At 65.5% G+C, this 19,462-nt stretch carries 18 protein-coding genes and 1 tRNA gene; 6 read left to right on the top strand and 13 right to left on the bottom strand.

Features of this window, described 5'->3' with window-relative positions; all coding sequences use genetic code 11:
* Positions 1-6: 6 nt before the first annotated feature.
* Positions 7-429, bottom strand: coding sequence for a Fur family transcriptional regulator (locus tag CXR03_RS00630; protein WP_104052489.1), 423 nt, complete (start codon positions 427-429; stop codon positions 7-9).
* Positions 430-610: 181 nt separating this feature from the next.
* Here CXR03_RS00630 and CXR03_RS00625 point away from each other — a divergent pair, with 181 nt between their 5' ends.
* The 3 genes from CXR03_RS00625 to CXR03_RS00615 all read left to right on the top strand — a co-directional run bounded on the left by CXR03_RS00625 (position 611) and on the right by CXR03_RS00615 (position 2,712).
* Positions 611-1,279: an MBL fold metallo-hydrolase gene (locus CXR03_RS00625; protein ID WP_104101291.1), complete on the top strand. Its 669-nt coding sequence runs from the start codon at positions 611-613 to the stop codon at positions 1,277-1,279.
* The gene (locus CXR03_RS00620) at positions 1,276-2,148 is read left to right on the top strand and encodes a sulfurtransferase (RefSeq protein ID WP_104101289.1); all 873 of its coding nucleotides are present in this window, start codon (positions 1,276-1,278) and stop codon (positions 2,146-2,148) included. Before CXR03_RS00625 ends, CXR03_RS00620 begins: the two co-directional genes overlap by 4 nt.
* Positions 2,149-2,283: 135 nt before the next feature.
* Entirely contained in the window at positions 2,284-2,712 is a 429-nt protein-coding gene (locus CXR03_RS00615) for an HIT family protein (RefSeq protein ID WP_104101288.1), read from the top strand.
* Positions 2,713-2,893: 181 nt separating this feature from the next.
* Here the strand turns inward: CXR03_RS00615 and hrpA are convergent, their stop codons facing one another.
* Together hrpA and CXR03_RS00605 are read right to left on the bottom strand one after the other, a co-directional pair.
* The gene (gene hrpA, locus CXR03_RS00610) at positions 2,894-6,814 is read right to left on the bottom strand and encodes an ATP-dependent RNA helicase HrpA (RefSeq protein WP_104101286.1); all 3,921 of its coding nucleotides are present in this window, start codon (positions 6,812-6,814) and stop codon (positions 2,894-2,896) included.
* Between the two features lie 13 nt (positions 6,815-6,827).
* Positions 6,828-7,826 carry a YafY family protein gene (locus tag CXR03_RS00605; protein WP_104101285.1) on the bottom strand — a complete coding sequence of 333 codons (999 nt, stop codon included), beginning with the start codon at positions 7,824-7,826 and terminating at the stop codon, positions 6,828-6,830.
* A 125-nt stretch (positions 7,827-7,951) separates the two neighbouring features.
* Between CXR03_RS00605 and CXR03_RS00600 the strand changes: the two genes are divergently transcribed.
* The 3 genes from CXR03_RS00600 to CXR03_RS00590 all read left to right on the top strand — a co-directional run bounded on the left by CXR03_RS00600 (position 7,952) and on the right by CXR03_RS00590 (position 9,943).
* Positions 7,952-8,602 carry a DinB family protein gene (locus tag CXR03_RS00600; protein ID WP_181034456.1) on the top strand — a complete coding sequence of 217 codons (651 nt, stop codon included), beginning with the start codon at positions 7,952-7,954 and terminating at the stop codon, positions 8,600-8,602.
* A 112-nt stretch (positions 8,603-8,714) separates the two neighbouring features.
* Entirely contained in the window at positions 8,715-9,488 is a 774-nt protein-coding gene (gene fabG / locus CXR03_RS00595) for a 3-oxoacyl-ACP reductase FabG (protein ID WP_104101283.1), read from the top strand.
* Between the two features lie 2 nt (positions 9,489-9,490).
* On the top strand, positions 9,491-9,943 hold the full coding sequence (locus CXR03_RS00590; RefSeq protein ID WP_104101281.1) for a MaoC family dehydratase: 453 nt from the start codon (positions 9,491-9,493) through the stop codon (positions 9,941-9,943).
* A gap of 101 nt (positions 9,944-10,044) precedes the next feature.
* On the opposite strand, the gene CXR03_RS00585 is transcribed toward CXR03_RS00590, so the two are convergent.
* The 10 genes from CXR03_RS00585 to CXR03_RS00540 all read right to left on the bottom strand — a co-directional run bounded on the left by CXR03_RS00585 (position 10,045) and on the right by CXR03_RS00540 (position 19,460).
* The gene (locus tag CXR03_RS00585) at positions 10,045-11,376 is read right to left on the bottom strand and encodes an ABC transporter substrate-binding protein (protein ID WP_258073432.1); all 1,332 of its coding nucleotides are present in this window, start codon (positions 11,374-11,376) and stop codon (positions 10,045-10,047) included.
* Entirely contained in the window at positions 11,373-12,536 is a 1,164-nt protein-coding gene (locus tag CXR03_RS00580) for a branched-chain amino acid ABC transporter permease (RefSeq protein WP_104101279.1), read from the bottom strand. The genes CXR03_RS00585 and CXR03_RS00580 overlap by 4 nt, the downstream gene beginning before the upstream one ends.
* Positions 12,533-13,411 carry a branched-chain amino acid ABC transporter permease gene (locus CXR03_RS00575; protein ID WP_104101277.1) on the bottom strand — a complete coding sequence of 293 codons (879 nt, stop codon included), beginning with the start codon at positions 13,409-13,411 and terminating at the stop codon, positions 12,533-12,535. The genes CXR03_RS00580 and CXR03_RS00575 overlap by 4 nt, the downstream gene beginning before the upstream one ends.
* A gap of 1 nt (position 13,412) precedes the next feature.
* On the bottom strand, positions 13,413-14,129 hold the full coding sequence (locus CXR03_RS00570) for an ABC transporter ATP-binding protein (protein WP_104052478.1): 717 nt from the start codon (positions 14,127-14,129) through the stop codon (positions 13,413-13,415).
* Positions 14,126-14,920, bottom strand: a complete 795-nt coding sequence (locus CXR03_RS00565) for an ABC transporter ATP-binding protein (RefSeq protein ID WP_104101276.1) — start codon at positions 14,918-14,920, stop codon at positions 14,126-14,128. The genes CXR03_RS00570 and CXR03_RS00565 overlap by 4 nt, the downstream gene beginning before the upstream one ends.
* A 69-nt stretch (positions 14,921-14,989) precedes the next feature.
* Complete coding sequence (locus CXR03_RS00560; protein ID WP_104101274.1) at positions 14,990-15,964, bottom strand: NADPH:quinone oxidoreductase family protein; 975 nt, start codon at positions 15,962-15,964, stop codon at positions 14,990-14,992.
* The gene (locus CXR03_RS00555; protein ID WP_104101272.1) at positions 15,961-16,560 is read right to left on the bottom strand and encodes a TetR/AcrR family transcriptional regulator; all 600 of its coding nucleotides are present in this window, start codon (positions 16,558-16,560) and stop codon (positions 15,961-15,963) included. Before CXR03_RS00555 ends, CXR03_RS00560 begins: the two co-directional genes overlap by 4 nt.
* Positions 16,561-16,879: 319 nt before the next feature.
* Positions 16,880-16,952: transfer RNA gene (locus CXR03_RS00550), tRNA-Arg, on the bottom strand.
* Between the two features lie 82 nt (positions 16,953-17,034).
* On the bottom strand, positions 17,035-18,597 hold the full coding sequence (locus CXR03_RS00545; protein WP_104101271.1) for an FAD-dependent oxidoreductase: 1,563 nt from the start codon (positions 18,595-18,597) through the stop codon (positions 17,035-17,037).
* Entirely contained in the window at positions 18,594-19,460 is an 867-nt protein-coding gene (locus CXR03_RS00540; RefSeq protein WP_104101269.1) for an FAD:protein FMN transferase, read from the bottom strand. Before CXR03_RS00540 ends, CXR03_RS00545 begins: the two co-directional genes overlap by 4 nt.
* Positions 19,461-19,462: the final 2 nt, after the last annotated feature.

Here is a 19,462-nt window from a genome sequence, read left to right as displayed (position 1 = left end):
CCCGCCCTAGGCGCTGCAGTCCGGGCAGAGGCCGAAGATCTCCACCGTGTGGGCCACGTCTGTGAACCCGTACTGGGCCCCGAGCCCGGAAGCCCAGGCTTCCACGGCGGGCGCCTCCACTTCCACAGCCTTGCCGCAGTTGCGGCACACCAGGTGATGGTGGTGGTGCTCGACGGCGCAGCGGCGGTAGAGCGCTTCGCCGTCGCCGGTGCGGAGGACATCCACCTGGTTCTCTTCCGCCATTGACTGCAGGATGCGGTAGGTGGTGGCCAGGGAGACGCTGTCTCCGCGCTCGTGCAGCAGCCGGTAGAGCTCCTGGGTGCTGACGAAATCATCCAGCTCATCCAGGGTCCGCCCGACGGCGAGCCGCTGGCGGGTGACCCGCTGCTCCGGTTGCCGCTTCACTGGGCGGGACGTCTCGGATGACATGCTCCTCCTTGGAACAGTGGTGGCGGTGCCTGAAGGCCCCGGGGGACAAGCCCAACATGGACTCTCCGCAGCCGGCTCCGCCGGCGCAACTTCCAGATTATCGCACCGGGCCTGCGCCCGGACCCGCGGGTCACGGGGAATTGTCCGGCCAAGGGCAGGTGCGCAGGGGTACTGTGACCCTATGAATCTGACCAAGTACACCCATTCCTGCGTGCGTCTGGAGCGTGACGGCAACGTCCTCGTCTTGGATCCCGGGTCCTTCTCCGAAGTGGAGGAAGCCCTGGACGGCGCTTCAGCGGTCCTGATTACCCACGAACACGCCGATCACCTGGACCGGGACCGTGTTCTGGCCGTGCTGGCCGCGAACACGGAGCTGGTGCTTCACGCGCCGGCAGCCCTGGCCGCAGAGCTGCGGTCGGCATCAGCCGCGAACGGCAACGGCGCTGATGACCGGATCATCGACGTCGAACCCAACAGTGCTTTTTCGGCAGCGGGCTTTGAGGTACGGTCCTTCGGCGGACAGCACGCCCTCATCCATCCGCTGGTGCCCCTGGTGGCGAACGTCGGCTACCTGATTGACGGCACCCTTTATCACCCGGGGGATTCCTTCGTGATTCCGAACGGGCTGACGGTGAAGACCCTGCTGGTCCCCATTCATGCTCCGTGGTCCAAGGTGGGGGAGGTCATCGACTTTGTCATCGCTTCCGGGGCTGAGCGTGCCTACCCCATCCACGACGCCCTGTTGAATGAGCGCGGCCTGGGGATCGCCGAGAGCCATGTGACCCGTTTCGGCGAACTGTACGGAACCGTGTACCGGCATCTGTCCCCCGGAGAGTCGGTCGAGGTATGAGCGGGCCGGTCATCAGCGTTCAGTCCCTGCAGGAACTCCTGGCCAGCGGTGAGCCGGTGGTGCTGCTGGACGTGAGGTGGGCGCTGGGACACACCGACGGGCGCAAGCAGTACGAGCGCGGGCACATTCCGGGCGCTGTCTACGTGGACCTGGAAAAGGAACTGGCCGCTCCGGCGGGGAACGGTTCCGCGGGCCGGCATCCGCTGCCCGCGCCGGAAGACTTTCACCGCACGGTCCGCGGCTGGGGCATCAATCCCGGGGACACCGTGGTGGTGTACGACGCCGTCAGCGGCACGTCCGCAGCGCGCGCCTGGTGGCTGCTGCGCCACGCCGGGCTGGACTCCGTCTACCTGCTCGACGGCGGCGTCGTCGCCTGGCACCGCGCCGGTTTCGCTTTGCAGGGCGGACCTGTGGTGCCCGAGCCCGGGAACGTCGAGCTCTCTTGGGGCCGTATGCCGGTGGTGGAAATGTGGAACGTCCCGGCAGTTGTGGCAAGCGGGCGCCTGATCGATGCGAGGGCAAAGGAACGCTACCGCGGAGACCGCGAGCCGGTGGATCCACGGGCCGGGCATATTCCCGGAGCCGTGAATGCTCCCTCCGCGGGGAACCTTGCCGAGGATGGCACCTTCCGCCCGCCGGAGGAGCTGCGGACAGCGTACGAGGCACTGGGTGTTCGAAAAGGCGATCCCGTGGCCGTGTACTGCGGGTCCGGTGTCAGTGCTGCCCACGATGTCGTGGCCCTGGAGCTGGCCGGCTACCGGGCGGCCCTTTATCCCGGGTCCTGGTCCCAGTGGTCCTCCACCAAAGGATCCCCGATTGCCCTGGGAACACAGGCGGGCGAATGGCCGGGGGCGGTCAAAAAGCGATAGCGTCTAGGCATGATTACCGGCCGTCCCGTTCCGCCGCCCCTGCGCTTGAAGGTGCCTGCCAACAGGCAGCCATCCGATGTATCAAGCGGCGCCGCAACCCCGCCATCCACCTCCCAGTCCCCGCAAGGAGCACCCATGCCCACCCTGTTCACCAAGATCATCAACGGCGAGATTCCCGGCCGCTTTGTCTGGAAGGACGAGGATGTGGTGGCGTTCCTCAGCATCGGTCCGCTCACCGACGGACACACTCTGGTGGTGCCGCGGCTCGAGGTCGACAAGTGGACGGACGCCCCGGCTGATCTGGTGCAGAAACTCACTGCCGTGGCACAGGTTATTGGGCAGGCGCAGATTGCCGCCTTCGGCTCGGAGCGGGCCGGACTGAGCATTGCCGGGTTCGAGATTGATCACCTTCACCTGCATGTCTGGCCCACGAACTCCCTGCAGGACTTCGACTTCAGCAGGGCCGAGTCCAATCCCGACCCGGAACGCATGGACGCCAACGCCCAGAAGCTCCGCGGGGCGCTGCGGGCTGCCGGACACGGGGAGTTCGTGCCGGAGGCGTAGCGGGCAGCTCAGATCGGCTCAGGGGCGGGGAAACCCGCCCCTTTCTGCTGCCTGGCAACCGGGTTGGGGATTCCGCAACCGGTTTGGGATTCCGCAACCACTTTGAGCATTTGCTGCCGGTGCGGACCGGCAGGGATTTCCCAAACTGGCAGCGATTGCCCAAAGCGGAAGGATCTGCGGCCTAAGACGGAGCCAGAGCCGCGTTCAGGGCCGTGCGGATCCTCTTTTCCGATACTGACCGCACGGTTCCCAGTTCCTGTGCGAAGAAGCTGATCCGCAGTTCCTCGATCATCCAGCGGACTTCGGTCAGTGCAGGGGGCGTCCCTGCGCCGGGCAGCAGCGCCGCAACGGCGTCGTCGTAGTCGTCCTCCAGCGCCTGGACCACTGCCATCTGCTGGGCGTCACGCTGCACATTGGTGGGCAGTTTCTCCAGCCGCCGCTCAATGCCTGCCAGATAACGGGGGAGGTGCGTGAGCTGCGCGTAGCCGGTGCGCGCCACAAACCCCGGGTACACCAGGGAATCCAGCTGCGCGCGGATGTCATTCAGGGCGCTGATGAGCGCCAGGGACTGCGTTCCCTTGAGCGCCTTGGTGATCCGGCGGGTGCTGGACAGGATTTTCTCCACCGTGGCCGTCACCGTGAAGACGGTGTCGATCAGCTCGGCGCGGACCTTTTCGTAGAGTTCATCAAACTCTGTGCGGGTCCACGGCAGCGCTTCCGGCGTCAGCTTGTCCACGGCGGCCAGGGTGCAGTCCTCGATCAGGGCAGCCACCGATCCGTGCGGATTCTGGCTGAACGTCAGTTTCTCGGCATTGCTCAGGTGTTCCAGCACGTATTTCGCCGGGCTGGGAACCCGCAGCACCAGCAGCCGGATCACACCGCCGCGCATCGCCACTGACTGTTCGCCGGCACTTTGGAACATGCGCAGCCCGGCGGTTTTTCCTTCATCCACCAGTGCGGGGTAGCCGGTGACCATGTGCCCGGCCACGAGCCGCTGTACCTGCTTGTCGATGGTGCCGACACTCCACTCGGTCAGCCCGGTCTGTTCGGCCATTGAGGGGCCCGACGACGCCGCACCCCCCGGCTGCCCTGCCCCGGCGGTTCCAGCCGGACCGGAAGGCTTGCCTCCGCGCTTGCCGGCCGCCTTGGGAGTGACGGTTTTGGGCGTGGCGCCAAGGGAATCGGCAATGGCCCGACGGGTGGCGGGGGCAAGGGATTCCTGCAGTGCGGCCAGGTCCTTTCCTTCGTCCAGGACCTTGCCGGAGCCGTCCACCACGGTGAAGCTCATGCGCAGGTGTTCGGGCACCGCATCCCAGTTCCAGGAGCCGGGCGGAATGATGTGGCCCTTGAGCCGGCGCAGCGCCAGTTCCAAGGAGGGCTCCAGCGCGTCCTGCGCTGGATCGAAGTCAGCGGCCAGGGCGGCCGCAGCCGCACGCGCCACATCCGGTGCCGGGATGAAGTTCTTCCGGATTGCCTTGGGCAGGGACTTGATCAGCGCTGTGATGAGCTCGGCGCGCAGCCCGGGGATCTGCCACTTGAACGGCTCAGGGTCCAGCTGGTTCAGGAACAGTACGGGGACCTCAACGCTGACGCCGTCGCCGGCTCCGGCAATGCCGGGGGAGAACTCGTAGGACAGCGGCAGATCAAAGTCGCCGTAGCGGAAGCTCTTGGGGAAGTCGTTTTCGTCCAGTCCGGAAGCGTCGTCGGTGCGCAGCGCATCAGGGTCGAAGTCCAGGAGTGCCGGGTTCTCGTGGCGGGCGCTCTTCCACCACTTGTCGAAGTGCCGCTCGGAGACCACATCCTTGCCCACGCGCTCGTCATAGAACTCGAACAGTGTCTCGTCATCCACGCGCAGGCCGCGGCGCCGGACGCGGTTTTCCAGTTCTTCCACTTCGGCCAGCAGTGCCTGGTTGCGGTGGAAGAATTTGTGGTGAGTGCGCCAGTCACCTTCCACCAGGGCATGGCGGATAAACATCTCCCGGGAGAGTTCCGGATCCACGCGGCCATAGTTGATGCTGCGCTGGGGGATGACGGGGACACCGTAGAGGGTCACCTTTTCATAAGCCATGACGGAGCCGCGGCTCTTGGACCAGTGCGGTTCACTGTAGGAACGCTTGATCAGATGGGGAGCCACTTCCTCCACCCACAGCGGGTCAAACTTGGCGGCCACACGGGCCCACAGCCGGGAAGTTTCCACCAGCTCGGCGGCCATCACCCAGTCCGGTGTCTTCTTGAACAGGGCCGATCCCGGGAAGACCGCAAAGCGTGTGCCGCGGGCGCCGGAGTACTCCCGTTTGCGCTGGTCATAGAGGCCGATGTGGCTGAGCAGGCCGGCCAGCAGGCTCATATGGATTTCTTTGTCGTGGGCCACCGGGTCCACCGGGCCGGGGGAGAGGGTGATGCCCAGCGGCTTGGCGATCTGGCGCAGCTGGGTAAACAGGTCCTGCCACTCGCGGATGCGCAGATAGTTCAGGAACTCGTTTTTACACATCCGGCGGAAAGCCGACGACGAGAGTTCCTTCTGCTTCTCCTGCACGTAGCGCCACAGGTTCAGGTAGCCGGTGAAGTCCGAGTTTTCGTCCACGAAGCGTTTGTGCAGCTCTGCGGCCTTTTGGGCGCGGGCGGCGTCGTCCTTCGAGGGACGCTCACGCGGATCCTGGATGGTCAGTGCGGCGGTGAGCACCATGACTTCCTTGGCGCAGCCTCGTGCGCCGGCCTCCACGATCATCCGGCCCAGCCGCGGGTCAACCGGCAGTTGGGAGAGCTTGCGGCCCACCGGGGTGATGCCGCCGGCCGGCTGCAGGGCGCCGAGTTCCTTCAGCAGAGTGGCGCCGTCGTTGATGGCCTTGGAATCCGGGGGCTGGACAAACGGGAAATCCGCCACGTCCTTGGGCCCCTTGGCCACGCCCATGGCGGCCATCTGCAGGATGACGGCGGCAAGGTTGGTGCGCAGGATCTCGGGATCCGTGAATTCAGGACGGGACTCGAAATCCTCCTGGGAGTAGAGGCGGATGGCGATGCCGTCGGAGACGCGGCCGCAGCGGCCGGAGCGCTGATTGGCGGAGGCCTGGGAGATGCGCTCGATCGGCAGACGCTGAACCTTGGTGCGGTGCGAGTAGCGGGAGATGCGGGCAGTGCCGGTGTCGATGACATACTTGATGCCCGGCACGGTCAGCGACGTCTCGGCAACGTTGGTGGCCAGGATGATGCGCCGGTGCTTGCCGGGGTGGAAGACCTTGTGCTGGTCTGCCAGGGAAAGCCTGGCGTACAGGGGCAGGATTTCAGTGTTGGCCAGGCGGGGCACCCGCTGCACGGAGGAGCGCAGGGCATCGGCGGCGTCACGGATTTCGCGCTCGCCGGAGAAGAAGATCAGGATGTCCCCGGGAGCTTCGCGGGAGAGTTCCTCCACGGCGTCGCAGACCGCGTCCACCGGATCGCGGTCTTCCTCCAGCTCATCATCGATCTCTTCGTCGTCCGATCCGCCGTTGGCCGGCTGGTTCAGCGGGCGGTAGCGGATTTCCACCGGGAACGTGCGCCCGGACACCTCGATAATGGGGGCGGGTTTGCCGTCCGCGGCGAAGTGCCCGGCGAAGCGTTCCGGATCAATGGTGGCCGAGGTGATGATGACCTTCAGGTCCGGCCGTTCCGGCAGCAGCCGGCGCAGGTAGCCCAGGATGAAGTCGATGTTCAGGCTGCGCTCGTGGGCCTCATCAATGATGATGGTGCTGTATTTCTTCAGCTTGCGGTCATGCTGGATCTCGGCCAGCAGGATGCCGTCGGTCATCAGCTTGACCTTGGTCTGCCGGCTGGTCTCGCCGGTGAAGCGCACCTGGTAACCCACCTCGGCGCCCAGTTCGACGTCGAGCTCCTCGGCAATGCGCTCCGCCACCGTGCGGGCGGCGAGCCGGCGCGGTTGGGTGTGCCCGATCAGGCCCTTCTCCGCCAGCCCGAGTTCCAGGCACATCTTGGGGATTTGGGTGGTCTTGCCGGAACCGGTTTCGCCCGCGATGATCGTCACCTGGTTGGCGGCAATTGCGGCCATAATGTCTTCGCGGCGCTCCGAAACGGGCAAAAGCGCGGGGTAGGAAATAGTCAGTGCCATGATTGCTCCCAGTCTAATCCCTGGAATCCGCGGCCTTCCCGTATTCCGCCGAGGGCTGGACACCGGCGGCACGCTGGAGCAGCGCTGCCGTGGCGCGCGCCCGGTCCCGCATTTCAGCAGGTGCCAGAATTTCGAACTCGATGTTCAGGCCGGCCAGACGCATCAGCGGCAGATCCAGCGAATCCCACCCCCCGCGCAGGATGGTGTGCCCGGGCCCGTCCGCTTCCAAGGTCGCTGCATCCGGCGGAATCCGGTCCTGGAGATCGGCGACGGGCGCTGCCAGCCGCAGCACGACGTCGTACCGGTAGGGAAAGCGCGTGATGGAGTCCTGGACGTAGGCCGCCATGTCCTTCGCGGGCAGCGGGCGTGGGAAGAAACGCTCACGGATGGCCGGAATGCTCTGGCAGCGGTCCATGCGGAAGGTCCGCCAATCCTGCCGGTCAAGGTCCCAGGCCGCGAGGTACCAGCGACGGCCGGTGCTGACCAGTTTGTAGGGTTCCACCAGCCGCCTTCCCGGTGCGTTGCCCGCCGCCGTGTAGCGGAACGAGACCACGCGCTGTTCGGCAATGGCCCCGGACAAAGCGGTCAGGGTTTGCGGATCCACGGTGGCGGCACTGCCGCCCAGCACGCTGACGGCTTGGCGCAGCGCAGAAAATTTGGGGCGCAAGCGTCCTGGCAGGACCTGTTCCAGCTTCGCGAGCGCACGCACTGAGGCTTCGCCGATACCGGACACCGGACCGGTGGCAACGGCGGCCAGCCCGAGGGCAACGGCGAGCGCTTCGTCGTCGTCCAGCAGCAGGGGCGGAAGCTGCGCACCGGATCCCAGCTGATAGCCCCCGGCGATGCCGGGGGAGGCGGAGATGGGGTAACCCAGGCTGCGCAGCTTGCTGATGTCGCGCCGCACCGTGCGCTCGGTGACCGTCATCCGGTCCGCCAGGGCTGCCCCGGTCCACTCGCGTCTCATCTGCAGCAGCGACAGCAGGTGCAGCAGCCTGGCCGAGGTTTCCAACATGGTTTCAAGATACGCCCGGATGCGGACAGAAGCTGTCCTGATGTGCTTTTAGGGTGAGGGGAACTGAGTGAACAGGGCGCCGGAACCCCGGCAGCCCTGTTGCTCTAAGAGGGAAGGGGACGGTAATGGAGCAGGACAGGGACATAGTTGAGGAGGACGCTGCCGAGGATGAGGGGAGAGGGCCGTCAGGCGGTGAGGGGCTCACACACGGCGGCGTACTGGACATTCCGCGGCTGCTTGTCGACCAGATGCAGTGGCACTGGGAGAACCAGGCGCGCCCCCGGCTGGAGGGGCTTACCGACGATGAGTATTTCCGGGAACCCGTGCCGGGAGCCTGGAATGTGCGTCCGCGGCCCTCCGGCACCCACGCGGAGGCAGCAGGGAAGGGAAATTTCACGATCGACTTCGAGTATCCGGAACCCGTTCCTGCTCCGGTAACCACCATTGCCTGGCGGCTCAGCCACATCCTCGTGGGAGTGCTGGGCATGCGCAACGCGGCGCACTTTGGTACTCCCGCGGTTAGCTATGAAACCTTTGAGTATCCGGGAACGGCGGCGCGGGCTCTGGAGGTGCTGGATGAGTATTACGGGACCTGGATCCGGTCGGTTGCCGCTTTGGACGAATCCGCGCTCGCCGCACCGGTGGGAGAAGCGGAGGGGAACTGGGCGCAGGCGCCCATGGCGGAGCTGGTCCTGCACATCCACCGCGAGATGATTCATCACCTCGCCGAGGTGGCACTGCTGCGGGACCTGTATGCACACCGGACCCTGAAATAACCAACGGAACCCGGCGAGTTGTGTAGCCGGGCGTTGAGGACACGTTGCATACGTACCGTCCGGTCGGTACGCTCAGCGTGACACCATGATGCAGCTCACACCGAGGAGAAACATGACCGAAGCCCAGGACCCTCCGGTCCAGCGAACCGCCATTGTCACCGGATCAGGACGCGGCATTGGCGCGGCCATCGCAGCGAGGCTGGCGGCCGACGGCCACCGCGTGGGCGTCATCGATTTACGGGAAGAAGACACCGCTGCAACGGTGGAGGCCATCAATAACTCTGGCGGCAAGGCTGTGGGTGTTGGTGCTGACGTCGCGGATGCGGGCGCCGTCGAAACGGCTGTGGCCCGGATCGCGGACGAGCTCGGCGCACCAACCATCCTGGTGAACAACGCGGGCATCCTTCGGGACAACCTGTTGTTCAAGATGAGCGACAGCGACTGGGATGCGGTCATGGGCGTGCATCTGCGCGGTGCTTTCCTGATGAGCCGTGCCGTGCAGGCGCACCAGGTACAGGAGAAGTGGGGGCGGATCGTCAATCTTTCCAGCACCTCTGCCCTCGGCAACCGGGGCCAGGCCAACTACGCCGCTGCCAAGGCCGGGCTGCAGGGATTCACTAAGACGCTGGCGATCGAGCTGGGCCGGTATAACGTCACGGTCAATGCCATTGCGCCGGGGTTTATTGAGACTGACATGACGCGGGCCACCGCGGAACGGGTTGGGGTGCCGTTCGATGACTTCGTTAAGCACGCGGTGGCCGAAATCCCGGTGGGGCGGGCCGGAACACCGGCCGACATTGCCGCTGCGGCGTCCTTCTTCATCCGGGAGGAAGCATCCTTTGTCTCCGGCCAGGTGCTGTACGTTGCCGGCGGACCGAGGGCTTAGCGATGGCGCACTTTAACTCCGTACAAGAGCTGGAAGCTGCCGTGGGGCAGCGCGAAACCAGTGACTGGATCACCATTGACCAGGACCGGATCAACCGGTTCGCTGACGCCACCGATGACCATCAGTGGATCCACACGGATCCTGAACGGGCTGCCGCAGGTCCGTTCGGCTCCACTATCGCCCACGGTTTTCTGGTCCTTTCCCTGTTGCCGGCGCTGGCCGCGGACCGGGTGAGCGTGGACGGAACCGTGATGGGCATCAACTACGGACTGGACCGGGTGCGGTTCCCGCACCCGGTGCCGGTGAACAGCCGCGTCCGGGCGGTTTCCGAGCTGTCCAAGGTCGAGACCACCGGCCAGGGCGTCCGCGTTGTCACCGCAGTCACGATTGAACTGGAAGGGGCGGACAAGCCCGCGGCGGTTGCAGAGTGGATCACCCTGTACGTGCTGGCCTAAGCAGCAGGTACAGCCCAAGAGAAGGGCCCGCCGCTGATCATTTCAGCGGCGGGCCCTTCACTTGTTTATGCGGCTGGTGTCCCGGCGGTGGACAGGGAATGTTACTGCGGGATGGCGTTTTCCGGCATCGCGGGACGTTCTTCGGTGTAGGCACTAACCGAGTCACCGTCCGCGGAGTACGGCGTTCCCGTGTAGGCCTGCACGCCGTCCGAAATCACAGTGATCATGCCACCGGTGTACCCGGCATGGCTGTCCCCGCTGAAGCCCAGCGGCACATGTCCGTTGCCCTGCACGTTGCCGGATTCCAGTGCCTCCAGCAGTGACTCCCGCGTGGGGTTCTCACCGGCCTCGTTGAGGGCTTCGGCGAAGAGGTAGCCAATGGACATGCCGAAGATCGTGTTTCCGTCAAACTCCGCGCCGGGGTTGTACTTCTCGTTGATCTCCCTGAATTTGGCCGTCCACTCATCGTCGGCGTCGGTATTGGCCGGGAGGTAGTTTGAGCTGATGAAGCCCTCCAAGAGCGCATCGGTGTTCTCTCCGAGGTAACTGGACAGCGTGTTGTAATCCCCGCCGGCAGAGGACGCCGCCCACTTCGGCATGTAGCCCAGCTTGGCAGCGGTTCCGATGGCCTGCGCGGTGAAGCCGTTGATCGAGGCCAGGAAGTTCACATCGCAGCCGGCCGCCTGCAGGGCACTGATCTGCGCTGCCACGTCCGTGTTCGCCGTAGAGTAAACCTGTGCACTGGCCAGTCCGTCGCTGCCCAGCGCCGACTCGAGGCCGGTTTTGAAGTCCGCTCCGAAGTCGTCGTCCTGGCCGAAGAGACAGTAAGTGGCGTCCGGGAATTCTTCCTGCACATACGCAGCCAGGCCTTTGGCCTCGGTGTCATAGTCCTGCATGAAACCGTACGTATAGGGGTAGTCTTCGGGCTGGTTCCAGGTGGGGCTGCCTGAGGCGACAAACAGGTCCGGGACTTCGTTGTCGTTCAGGAAGTCCAGCACGGAACTGTGCGGCGGCGTGCCGAGACCGCCGAGGATCGCGAACACTTCGTCCTGGAGCACCAGTTCGCGCACCACGCTCTGAGTGTTGGCCGGGTTGTAACCGTCATCCTTGACCGTGTATTCAATGGTGCGGCCGTGGATTCCGCCGTTTGCGTTCACATGGTCGAAGTAGGCCTTGGTGGCCGGCGAAATTGAGGCATAGCCTGCCGCTGCCGGACCGGTCAGGGGCTGGTGCGTGCCCACTTTGACTGTGCTGTCGGTGACACCCGGAACGTCTTCCGCCGCCGTCGAGGTGCCTTCTCCGGAGGACCCGCACGCCGCAAGAGCCATGGCAGCCACAGTGACTGCCGCGGCGAGGACATTGCGCTTGGACCGGCTCGTGCGCCCGGGAGCAGAGGTGCTGCGGACAGAACCAGAGTGCTGGAAAATAATCATCGTTGGCCTTTCGTGGTGGACAGTGTTTCTGATGGAGGAGTGTCTGTTCCTGATGGCGGATTGTCTGCTGGTGTGCGGGACTGCTGAACGGGTACGACGACGGCGGGGGCAGGGTTTGAGGGACCCGGCCCGGGAGAGACACGGGCCCGGATCCGGCGGCCCGCAGCGGAGAGCAGCCCCTGGATGCCGCGCGGGGCAAGCAGGATCACCAGCACGAGGATGGTGCCGAACACCGCTATGGCGAGATTCCCGTCCAGTCTGGAGGCGACGTCGGCGGAGACCGGCAGATCAGCGGTGAAGGAATTGACCGCGTAGGGCAGGAACACCATGACCAGGGCACCCCAGACGGCACCGGTCAGCGACCCAATGCCGCCGATGACCGCTGCCATCAGCAGATAGAGGGACAACACCAGCGAGTACGCACCCGGATTGGCGCTCTGGGTGACGTAAGCGAGCAGGCCCCCGCCCAGGCCCGCTGCTGCGGCGCTCACGGTGAAGGAGATGATCTTGGTTCGGGCCACGTTGACACCGGAAAGCGAGGCCGCGGCGTCGTTGTCGCGCACGGCCCGCAGCTGGCGCCCAAACCGTCCGCGCAGGAGGTTGTTCAGCACCACCATCACCGCGACGGCACAGATTATTGCCAGCCAGGCCTGCCACTGTTCGTTGCTGACGGTGCCGCGCAGCGCGGCCGGACGCTTTTCCACCGTGATCCATAAGCCCTGGTCCCCGCCCAGAACATTCGAGAACGTACTGGTCACCGCCGGAATGGCCACCACCAGGGCAAGGGTGAAGCCGGCCAGATAGGGGCCGTGCAACCGGCCGGCGGCGCATCCGATGATGAGGCCGAGGACGCCTGCTCCCAGCACTGCGGCCCCAAGCGGAGCCAGCAGCAGGAGGGGCCCTTCCACTTCTGCTTCGGCCAGCGCATTGGCACTGAGCGCGTAGCTGTAGGCACCGGCGGCCATGAGCGCCGCCTGGCCGAGGGAGAGCTGTCCACCCGCTCCGGTGAGCAGGGTCAGGCCGGCAACAGCGCACAGGTAGGCGCACGCGGTGGCCAGCTGGTAGGACCGAAAGGGATCCACGGCAAAGGTAAGGCCGATCAGTATCGCTGCCGCAGCAACGGCAACGAGGAGGGAAGTCCCCGGCTTCAACGGTTTCATGCCGTGCGCTCCTTCGTCATGGAAAACAGTCCGGCCGGTCGGAGCAGCAGCACCGCCAGCAGGAGGACCAGTACAGCGATGGGTGCGAGGGTGGCGCCCAGATATCCGCTGACCCAGCTGAGCACCACGCCTACGGCCAGCCCACCGGCAACGGCTCCGCCTGCGGAGTCCAGTCCGCCCACCACGGCAACGGTGAATGCGTAGACGAAGACGGTGTCCACGGCATGCGGGTTCAGGCCCAGCTCGGTGGGAATGATCAGCAGTGCTGCCAGGGCGCCGACGGCGGACGACAATGCCCAGCCGAGTGTCAACATGCGGGAGGACCGCACGCCCAGCAGCCGGGCCAGATCCGGAGCGAAGGCCGAGGCGCGCAGCCGCAGCCCCAGGGCGGTCTTGGTGAACAGCAGGGCCAGTCCACCGACGATCAGCCCGACACAGGCAAAGATGAACAGGTCGTAGGGGGAGACAGCGCTGACGCCGCCGATGGAAAGGGGTGTTGTGCTGAACGGTGTGGCCATTGACTTGTATCCGTTGCCGAAGATCATGCCCAGGACTGCTTGGATAACCAGCAGCAGTCCCAGCCCGGCAATGACCGAGTTCAGGGGATTGGTGTTTCCCACGAAGCGCATCACCGTGCGCTCCACCAGGGCTCCGAGCAGCAGGCCGGTGACCACGGCGGAAGCCAGACCGAGCCAGTAGTTGCCGGTGGCGCTGGTGACGGTATAGGCGATGTACGTGGTGGCAACGGCCATCGCCCCCTGCGCAAAGTTCACGATGCGGGCGGCGCGCCAAATGATGACCAATGAGAGGGCAAAGGCGGCGAGCACAGCGCCGCGGGCCAGTCCGTCGACGGTAAGGAAGAGAAATCTGTCCATGTCAGAACCCCAGATAGGTGTGGCGGAGGTCGGTGTCCGCTGCCAGGTCGGCGGCGGGACGGGCGGCGACGACGGAACCCAGGTTGAGGACCACGCCGTCGTCGGCTACGGCAAGGGCGCTGCGGACGTTTTGCTCGATCAGAAGGACGGTGAGTCCGGTGTCGTCGCAGAGGCTGCGCAGCAGTCCCAGGATTTGTGCGGTGATGCGCGGGGCCAGGCCCAGGGACGGTTCGTCCAGGAGCAGCAGCCGGGGACCGGCCATCAGGGCGCGGCCCAGGGCGAGCATTTGCCGTTCACCTCCGGAGAGCTGGTGCCCGGGTGCCTTGCGGCGCCGGTCCAGCGGTTCAAACAGTTCGTACATGCGTGCCAGCAGGGCTGCGGCTGCGGCCCGGTCACGGCGCCACAACCCGCCCAGGCGCAGGTTCTCCTCCACGGTCAGCTCCGTGATGACTCCCCGTCCCTCCGGCACCAGTGCGATGCCGCGCCGCACCATGTCCTCCACTTTGGTGGCCGCCAAGTCGGTGCCGTCGAAGCGGATGTTTCCGGACGCCGGTCTCAGCTGGCCGATCACGGTGCGGAGCAGCGTGGTTTTGCCCGCACCGTTGGCGCCAACGACGGCGGTGATGCTGCCCGCCTCGACACTGAGGCTGACGCCGTGCAGGACGGGAACCTGGCCGTAACCGGCACTGACTGAGTCCAGGACCAGCAGGCCGCTCATGCCGGCTCAACTCCCAGATAGGCATCGGTGACGGCCTGATTGGCGCCGATCTCCGCGGGGGTGCCGTCGGCGATCAGCTTGCCGAAGTCCAGGACCGCAATGCGCTCGCAGACGTTCATGACCAGGTCCACGTGGTGTTCCACAAGGACCACCGAGCAGCCGGTCTCCGGAACCGAGCGGATGATTTCGGCCAGTTCGTCAATGTCTTCGTGGGCCAGTCCGCCGGCGGGTTCATCCAGGAGCAGGAGGCGGGGGGAACCGGCGAGGGCACGGGCCAGGGCCACCTTCTTCCGGATCCCATAGGGAAGGGTGTCCGGCAACGCGGACGCGAAGGATACGATGCCAAGATCGTCCAGCGTCTGCAGCCCGCGCACGCGGAGCCGGGCTTCACCGCGCCGGGAACGAGGCAGGGCCAGGGCATCCTCCACAGGGTTGTGCCGGGCAGTGCTCTCCAACCCGAGCAGAACATTCTCCAGCACGGTTAGCCCTGGAAACAGGCCCAGTCCCTGCAGTGTCCGGGCGACACCCTGGCGCGTGAGCCGGTGCCGCCGCGGCTGGAACTTTTCGCCGTCGAGCTCCAGGGATCCGGACGCCGGAGTGTTGAAACCGCAGATCACGTTGAACAGTGTGGTTTTGCCGGCGCCGTTGGGTCCGATGATGCCGACGACGGCCCCGGGCGGAACGGTGAAGGACACCGAGTCCAGGGCGGTGAGTCCGCCGAACCGCACGCTCACGTCACTGAAGCGCAGGCGAGGGGTCAAAACCGACTGGTCGGTATGTGAAATTTCCATGAGTACTCCGTTGTCTCGTGAAGATTGCTCCGGTGAGGGGCGCGGTGCTGGGAAAGCGGGCGCGTTCAGTTACAGGGTCAGCACCACCCGCCCTGCAGTCTTGCCGTCGCCCAGGCGCTGGACGGCCTCGGGAGCGGAGGCGAACGGTACGGTTTCGCTAACCACGGGCCGGATCAAGCCCTTGTCTGCCAGGAGCGTGAGCTGTTCATGGGCCTCGGCAACCAGTTCAGGGGCGTTCTTGGTGTAGAGCGCCCAGTGGAGCCCGAGGATTGAGTAATTCTTGACCAAAGCGTGGTTCATGCGGGCGGTCTGCAGGGTGCCGCCGGCAAACCCGACGACGATAATCCGCCCTTCAAAAGCGATGCAGCGGGTTGAACGTTCAAACGTTTCACCGCCCACCGGGTCATAGATGACGTCGGCTCCGCGGCCCCCGGTTGCCTTTTTGACGGCGTCGACAAAATCTTCGGTGGTGCGGTTGACCACGATGTCCGCTCCGGCCTTTTCGGCAATCCGGCGCTTGGCTTCGTTGCCCACCACCCCAATCACGGTGGCGCCGGCAGCCTTGCCCAACTGCACGGCTGCCGTCCCCACGCCTCCTGCTGCCGCATGGACCAGCAGTGTTTCGCCGGGCGCAATCCGTGCCCGGCGGTGCAGTCCAAAGTAGCCGGTCTGGTATCCGATGCACAGAGCGGCGGCTTCCGCGTCGGAGAGGGACCCGGGCGCAGGGAAGGCCGTTGCGGCAGGAACCTGCACTTCCTCCGCCATGACGCCCAGATGCGTGGCAATCACGCGGTCGCCCAGCCGGAAGCCGGTGACGCCGTCGCCGATTCCGGTGACGGTGCCGCAGAGCTCGATGCCGGGCACGAAGGGCAGCTCGGGCTTCTCCTGGTACTCCCCGCGGCACAGCAGCACATCAGGGAAGTTCAGGGCCACGGCAAGGGTCTTCAACACCAGCGAGCCCGGGGCAGCGGTGGGGGAGGGCTGTTCCGTGAGGCGCATCGCGTCACGGGGTTCGGCAAGGGTAACGACGTTCCAGGCTTTCAATGTGCTGATCCTCCTGATGTGGCAGGCCGGAGCCCGGCGAGGTACAAATCGGTCAGATGCTTCGCGACCTGCTGTTTGGTCAGGGGTCCGTCCGGCTGGTACCAATACGAGAGATAGTGCGGATTGGCGAAGAAATTGGCCACCAGGACGGCGGTGGGGATGTCGCTGCGGAAAACACCTTCGGATTGGCCGCGGACAATCAGGGCGCCGAAGACTTCGCTGTAGCGGCGGCGCCGTCTCTTTACTTCTTCCAGCCGATCCGTGCTGAGCATGTGCTGGGAACGGAAAAAGACGGCCCCTTCGCGGATCCATTCGATCGAAGTAATGAGGACGTCTTCACACGCCATTCGGACCGTTTCCTCCACCGGAAGATTCCGCGCCGTGATTTCTTCGAGATTGCGGTGCTGCAGCGTAAGGATGCGGTCATAGATGTCGAAGAGCAGATCGTCCTTGGAATCGAAGTAATGGTAGAGGGCGCCCTTGGTGACTCCGGCCGCGTCAACAATCTGCTGGACGCTGGTTTTGGCATAGCCTTGCGTGGCGAAGAGGTCCACTGAAACGCGGGCCAGCTGTTCTTTGATGTTCAGGGTCTTCATGGGGTGGTGATCCGTGTTTCTCGTGGCGGTGGTGTCTTGCCCGGTCGGGACGCTCCCACACGAAGGAACCGACCGGTTGGTATGTGGCACACCCTACCGCTGACCAGCCCGCCCTGCGCAAGGGTTTTTCGGAAGTTTTTCGCCGGCACACGAGAGTAAATACGTGGTGCTGCCCGCGGTTGCCGTGTCATCTTCGGCAGCACGGTGGTGCACTGGCATGTTTCAATCGGTGCCGGAAGTGGCCGGGCACCAAATAATCAGTTGATCCGCAACGCAAAAGGACCCCGCAACTTGTGCGGGGTCCTTTCGTGTCTCAATGTGCCCTCGATAGGATTCGAACCTACGGCCTGTTGCTCCGGAGGCAACCGCTCTATCCCCTGAGCTACGAGGGCAAGGACACCGGTAAACCGGCAGGTCCTGTGGGACTCAAGAAGCTTAGCAGGTCCGGCGCGCCGTGTGAAAACGCGGCGGAAATCAATAGCCCAGGAAGGCGTCAGTCTTTACTGAACGGGCGCCGGCACCGCGGACCGCGGCACGGGCAACGGCAACAGCCGACGGCGATCCGGACACGTACGCCGCACGCCGGGCAGCGTCCGGAACCTCTTGGGCGAGCGCCTGAGCGCCCGGCAGCCCTGGGCCCAGCCAGGTCCATCCGCTGATCTTCGGATCGGTGGGCGTGCAGACCAAAACGCGGATTCCCATCCCGTGCAGTTCCGCCGCATACGCCAGCTCCTCCACCGAGGACGCCGCATAGACCAGGACCACGTCCCGTCCGAGGGATCCCCCAGTGCTCTCCCCGGTGCTCTCCCCGGTGCTCCCGCGGGCAGCGAGGGAACGCAGCTGGCTCATAAACGGAGTGATGCCGACGCCGGACGCGATCAGCAGCAGTGGAACGCCCGGATCGCGGGGGAGCAGGAAGTCCCCGGCCACCGTGGTTCCGGAAACTACGGCCCCCGGCTTCAGCTTCAGGAGGGTGGACTTGAAGGAGCTGTACGGTTCTGTGGCACGCAGTCCCACGGCCACTGTGTCCGGCTTTTCGGGCGCCGTGGTGAGGCTGAAGATGCGGCGGACGCCGCGGGCATCCGGGCTGGCGTGGGGCAGGCTCAGCTCCATGTACTGTCCCGGCCGGAACGTCAGCGGTCGCAGGGGTTCAAACACCAGCTCCCTCGCCGTGGGTGTCAGGGCCCGGTTTTCGCGCAGCCGCAGTCTGATGCCTGCACGCGGTGCCAAGGCAAAGGCCAGCAGGTTCCCGATGAGCAGGGCAAGCTCCGGGGACATATACACGGGTCCCAGGTTCAGCGGCACGGCGAACAGGACGCCGACGACGGCGGCCTCCAGCAGGCGCTGGACGCGCCGGGGCGGCAGGGTCAGAGGCTCGGACAGCATGAAGCCGGCAAAGAACAGCACCGGATAGGAAGCGATCAGGGTGGCAAGCGCCGTCGTCAGCGGTTCCCCGCCGGACAGGAAACGCGCCACAATGATCGCCCCCGAGGCCAGCAGGAACACTCCGGCCATGGGCAGCAGCCGGTTGCGGTAGAGGATCAGCGCGGCGGCGGGCAGGACCACCACCAGCATCAGCGGTGCCGCCACCCACCACACGGCGCTGTTTAGGCCCGTCACAGCCAACACTGCGGCACCGAAAGCGGCGGGGTTGAAGATGTGCCGGCCGTGCCACACCAGCAGGTACTTGGACGCCGTGGCAGCCCCGGCCGCGAGTGCCACGGTCAACAGCTGGGATCCTTCGGTGGTGGGCCAGAAAAGGAAGTAGAGCAACAACCCGGTGATGACGGAGGAGTCGGTCTGCGGGCGGGTCCGGAAGAGCAGTCCCATGACCCGGCTGGCCACCAGAGCGGACACGACGGCGGTGGCAGCGGTGGCGGCGAGCTCGGCCGGGGCGTAGAACAGCTGCCCCGCCGCGGAAAGCACAAAGGACCACGCCGTCATCGCCAGCAGGAGCAGGGTGGTCAGCCGGTACATCGTCCAGCGGCCGGCGAAAGCGTCCAGCCTGCGGGACGCGGCGGACAGGGAAAGACTCATGAAAAAAGAACTCCAGCCATGGCATCTGAGAAAGTGGCCCGCCCGTCCGAAAACATCCGCACATAGTCAAAGGCGAATTCTTCGGCGAGCGTGCCGGGGTCGGTGAAAAACAGTGCGGTGGCCAGCCCGTCGGCGGTCATAGCGTTATCAGCCAGCACCCAGGTGGCTGCCACCGTCTCGACGGGACGGCCGGTCCCTGCATCAACAATATGGTGCAGCCCGTCTCCCCATTGCCGGCGGTTGGACGCCGAGGCGCACAGCGCGCGGTTGTGCAGCGGAAGCACGCCGACGGCCCGGGCGGTGTCATACGGGTGTTCCAGAGCTACCTGCAGGGCGCGGGGACCGCTGTGCCGCAGGTCGGAACCGGCGTCCACCGTCAACTCCCGGTGCCCGGCCGTACGGAGCAGTTCGAAGACCAGGTCAACAAGCTGTCCCTTTCCCGCGGCACCAATGTCGAAGGTTACCGGCGCCGAGGTACTCAGCACGGTTCGGTTCCCCAGCACCTGCCAGGACGCCGAAGCCGCCCAGTCCGGCGCCGGGGAGGGGCCGGCGGAGGCAAACGAGTACGCCGCGTCGTAGCCGAGCTTCTCCAGCGACGAGCCCACCAAAGGATTTACCGCGCCCCCGCTGAGCCGGTGGAGGGTATCAAAGAGGGTGAGAAGCGGTGCGGCGGAAACCGGAAGGTCCACCGTCCCCGGTGCTGCGGCAAGCGCTGCGATGACCGAGTCCTGCCGGAACCGCGAGTAGGTCCGGTCATAGGATTCCACCAGCTCTGTCACGGCTGCCCGCTCCTGCTCAGTCACCGGGGTGGCGGTGCTCACGGTCCAGGCGGTGCCGATGGCCTCGAAGCTGAAATCCGGCATGG

Origin of the sequence: Arthrobacter sp. 08Y14, assembly GCF_002929455.1 — a bacterium.
GTDB classification, from domain to species: domain Bacteria; phylum Actinomycetota; class Actinomycetes; order Actinomycetales; family Micrococcaceae; genus Arthrobacter_B; species Arthrobacter_B sunyaminii.
The sequence above is the reverse complement of the archived record's forward strand: the minus strand, read 5'-3'. Positions and strand labels throughout refer to the sequence as shown.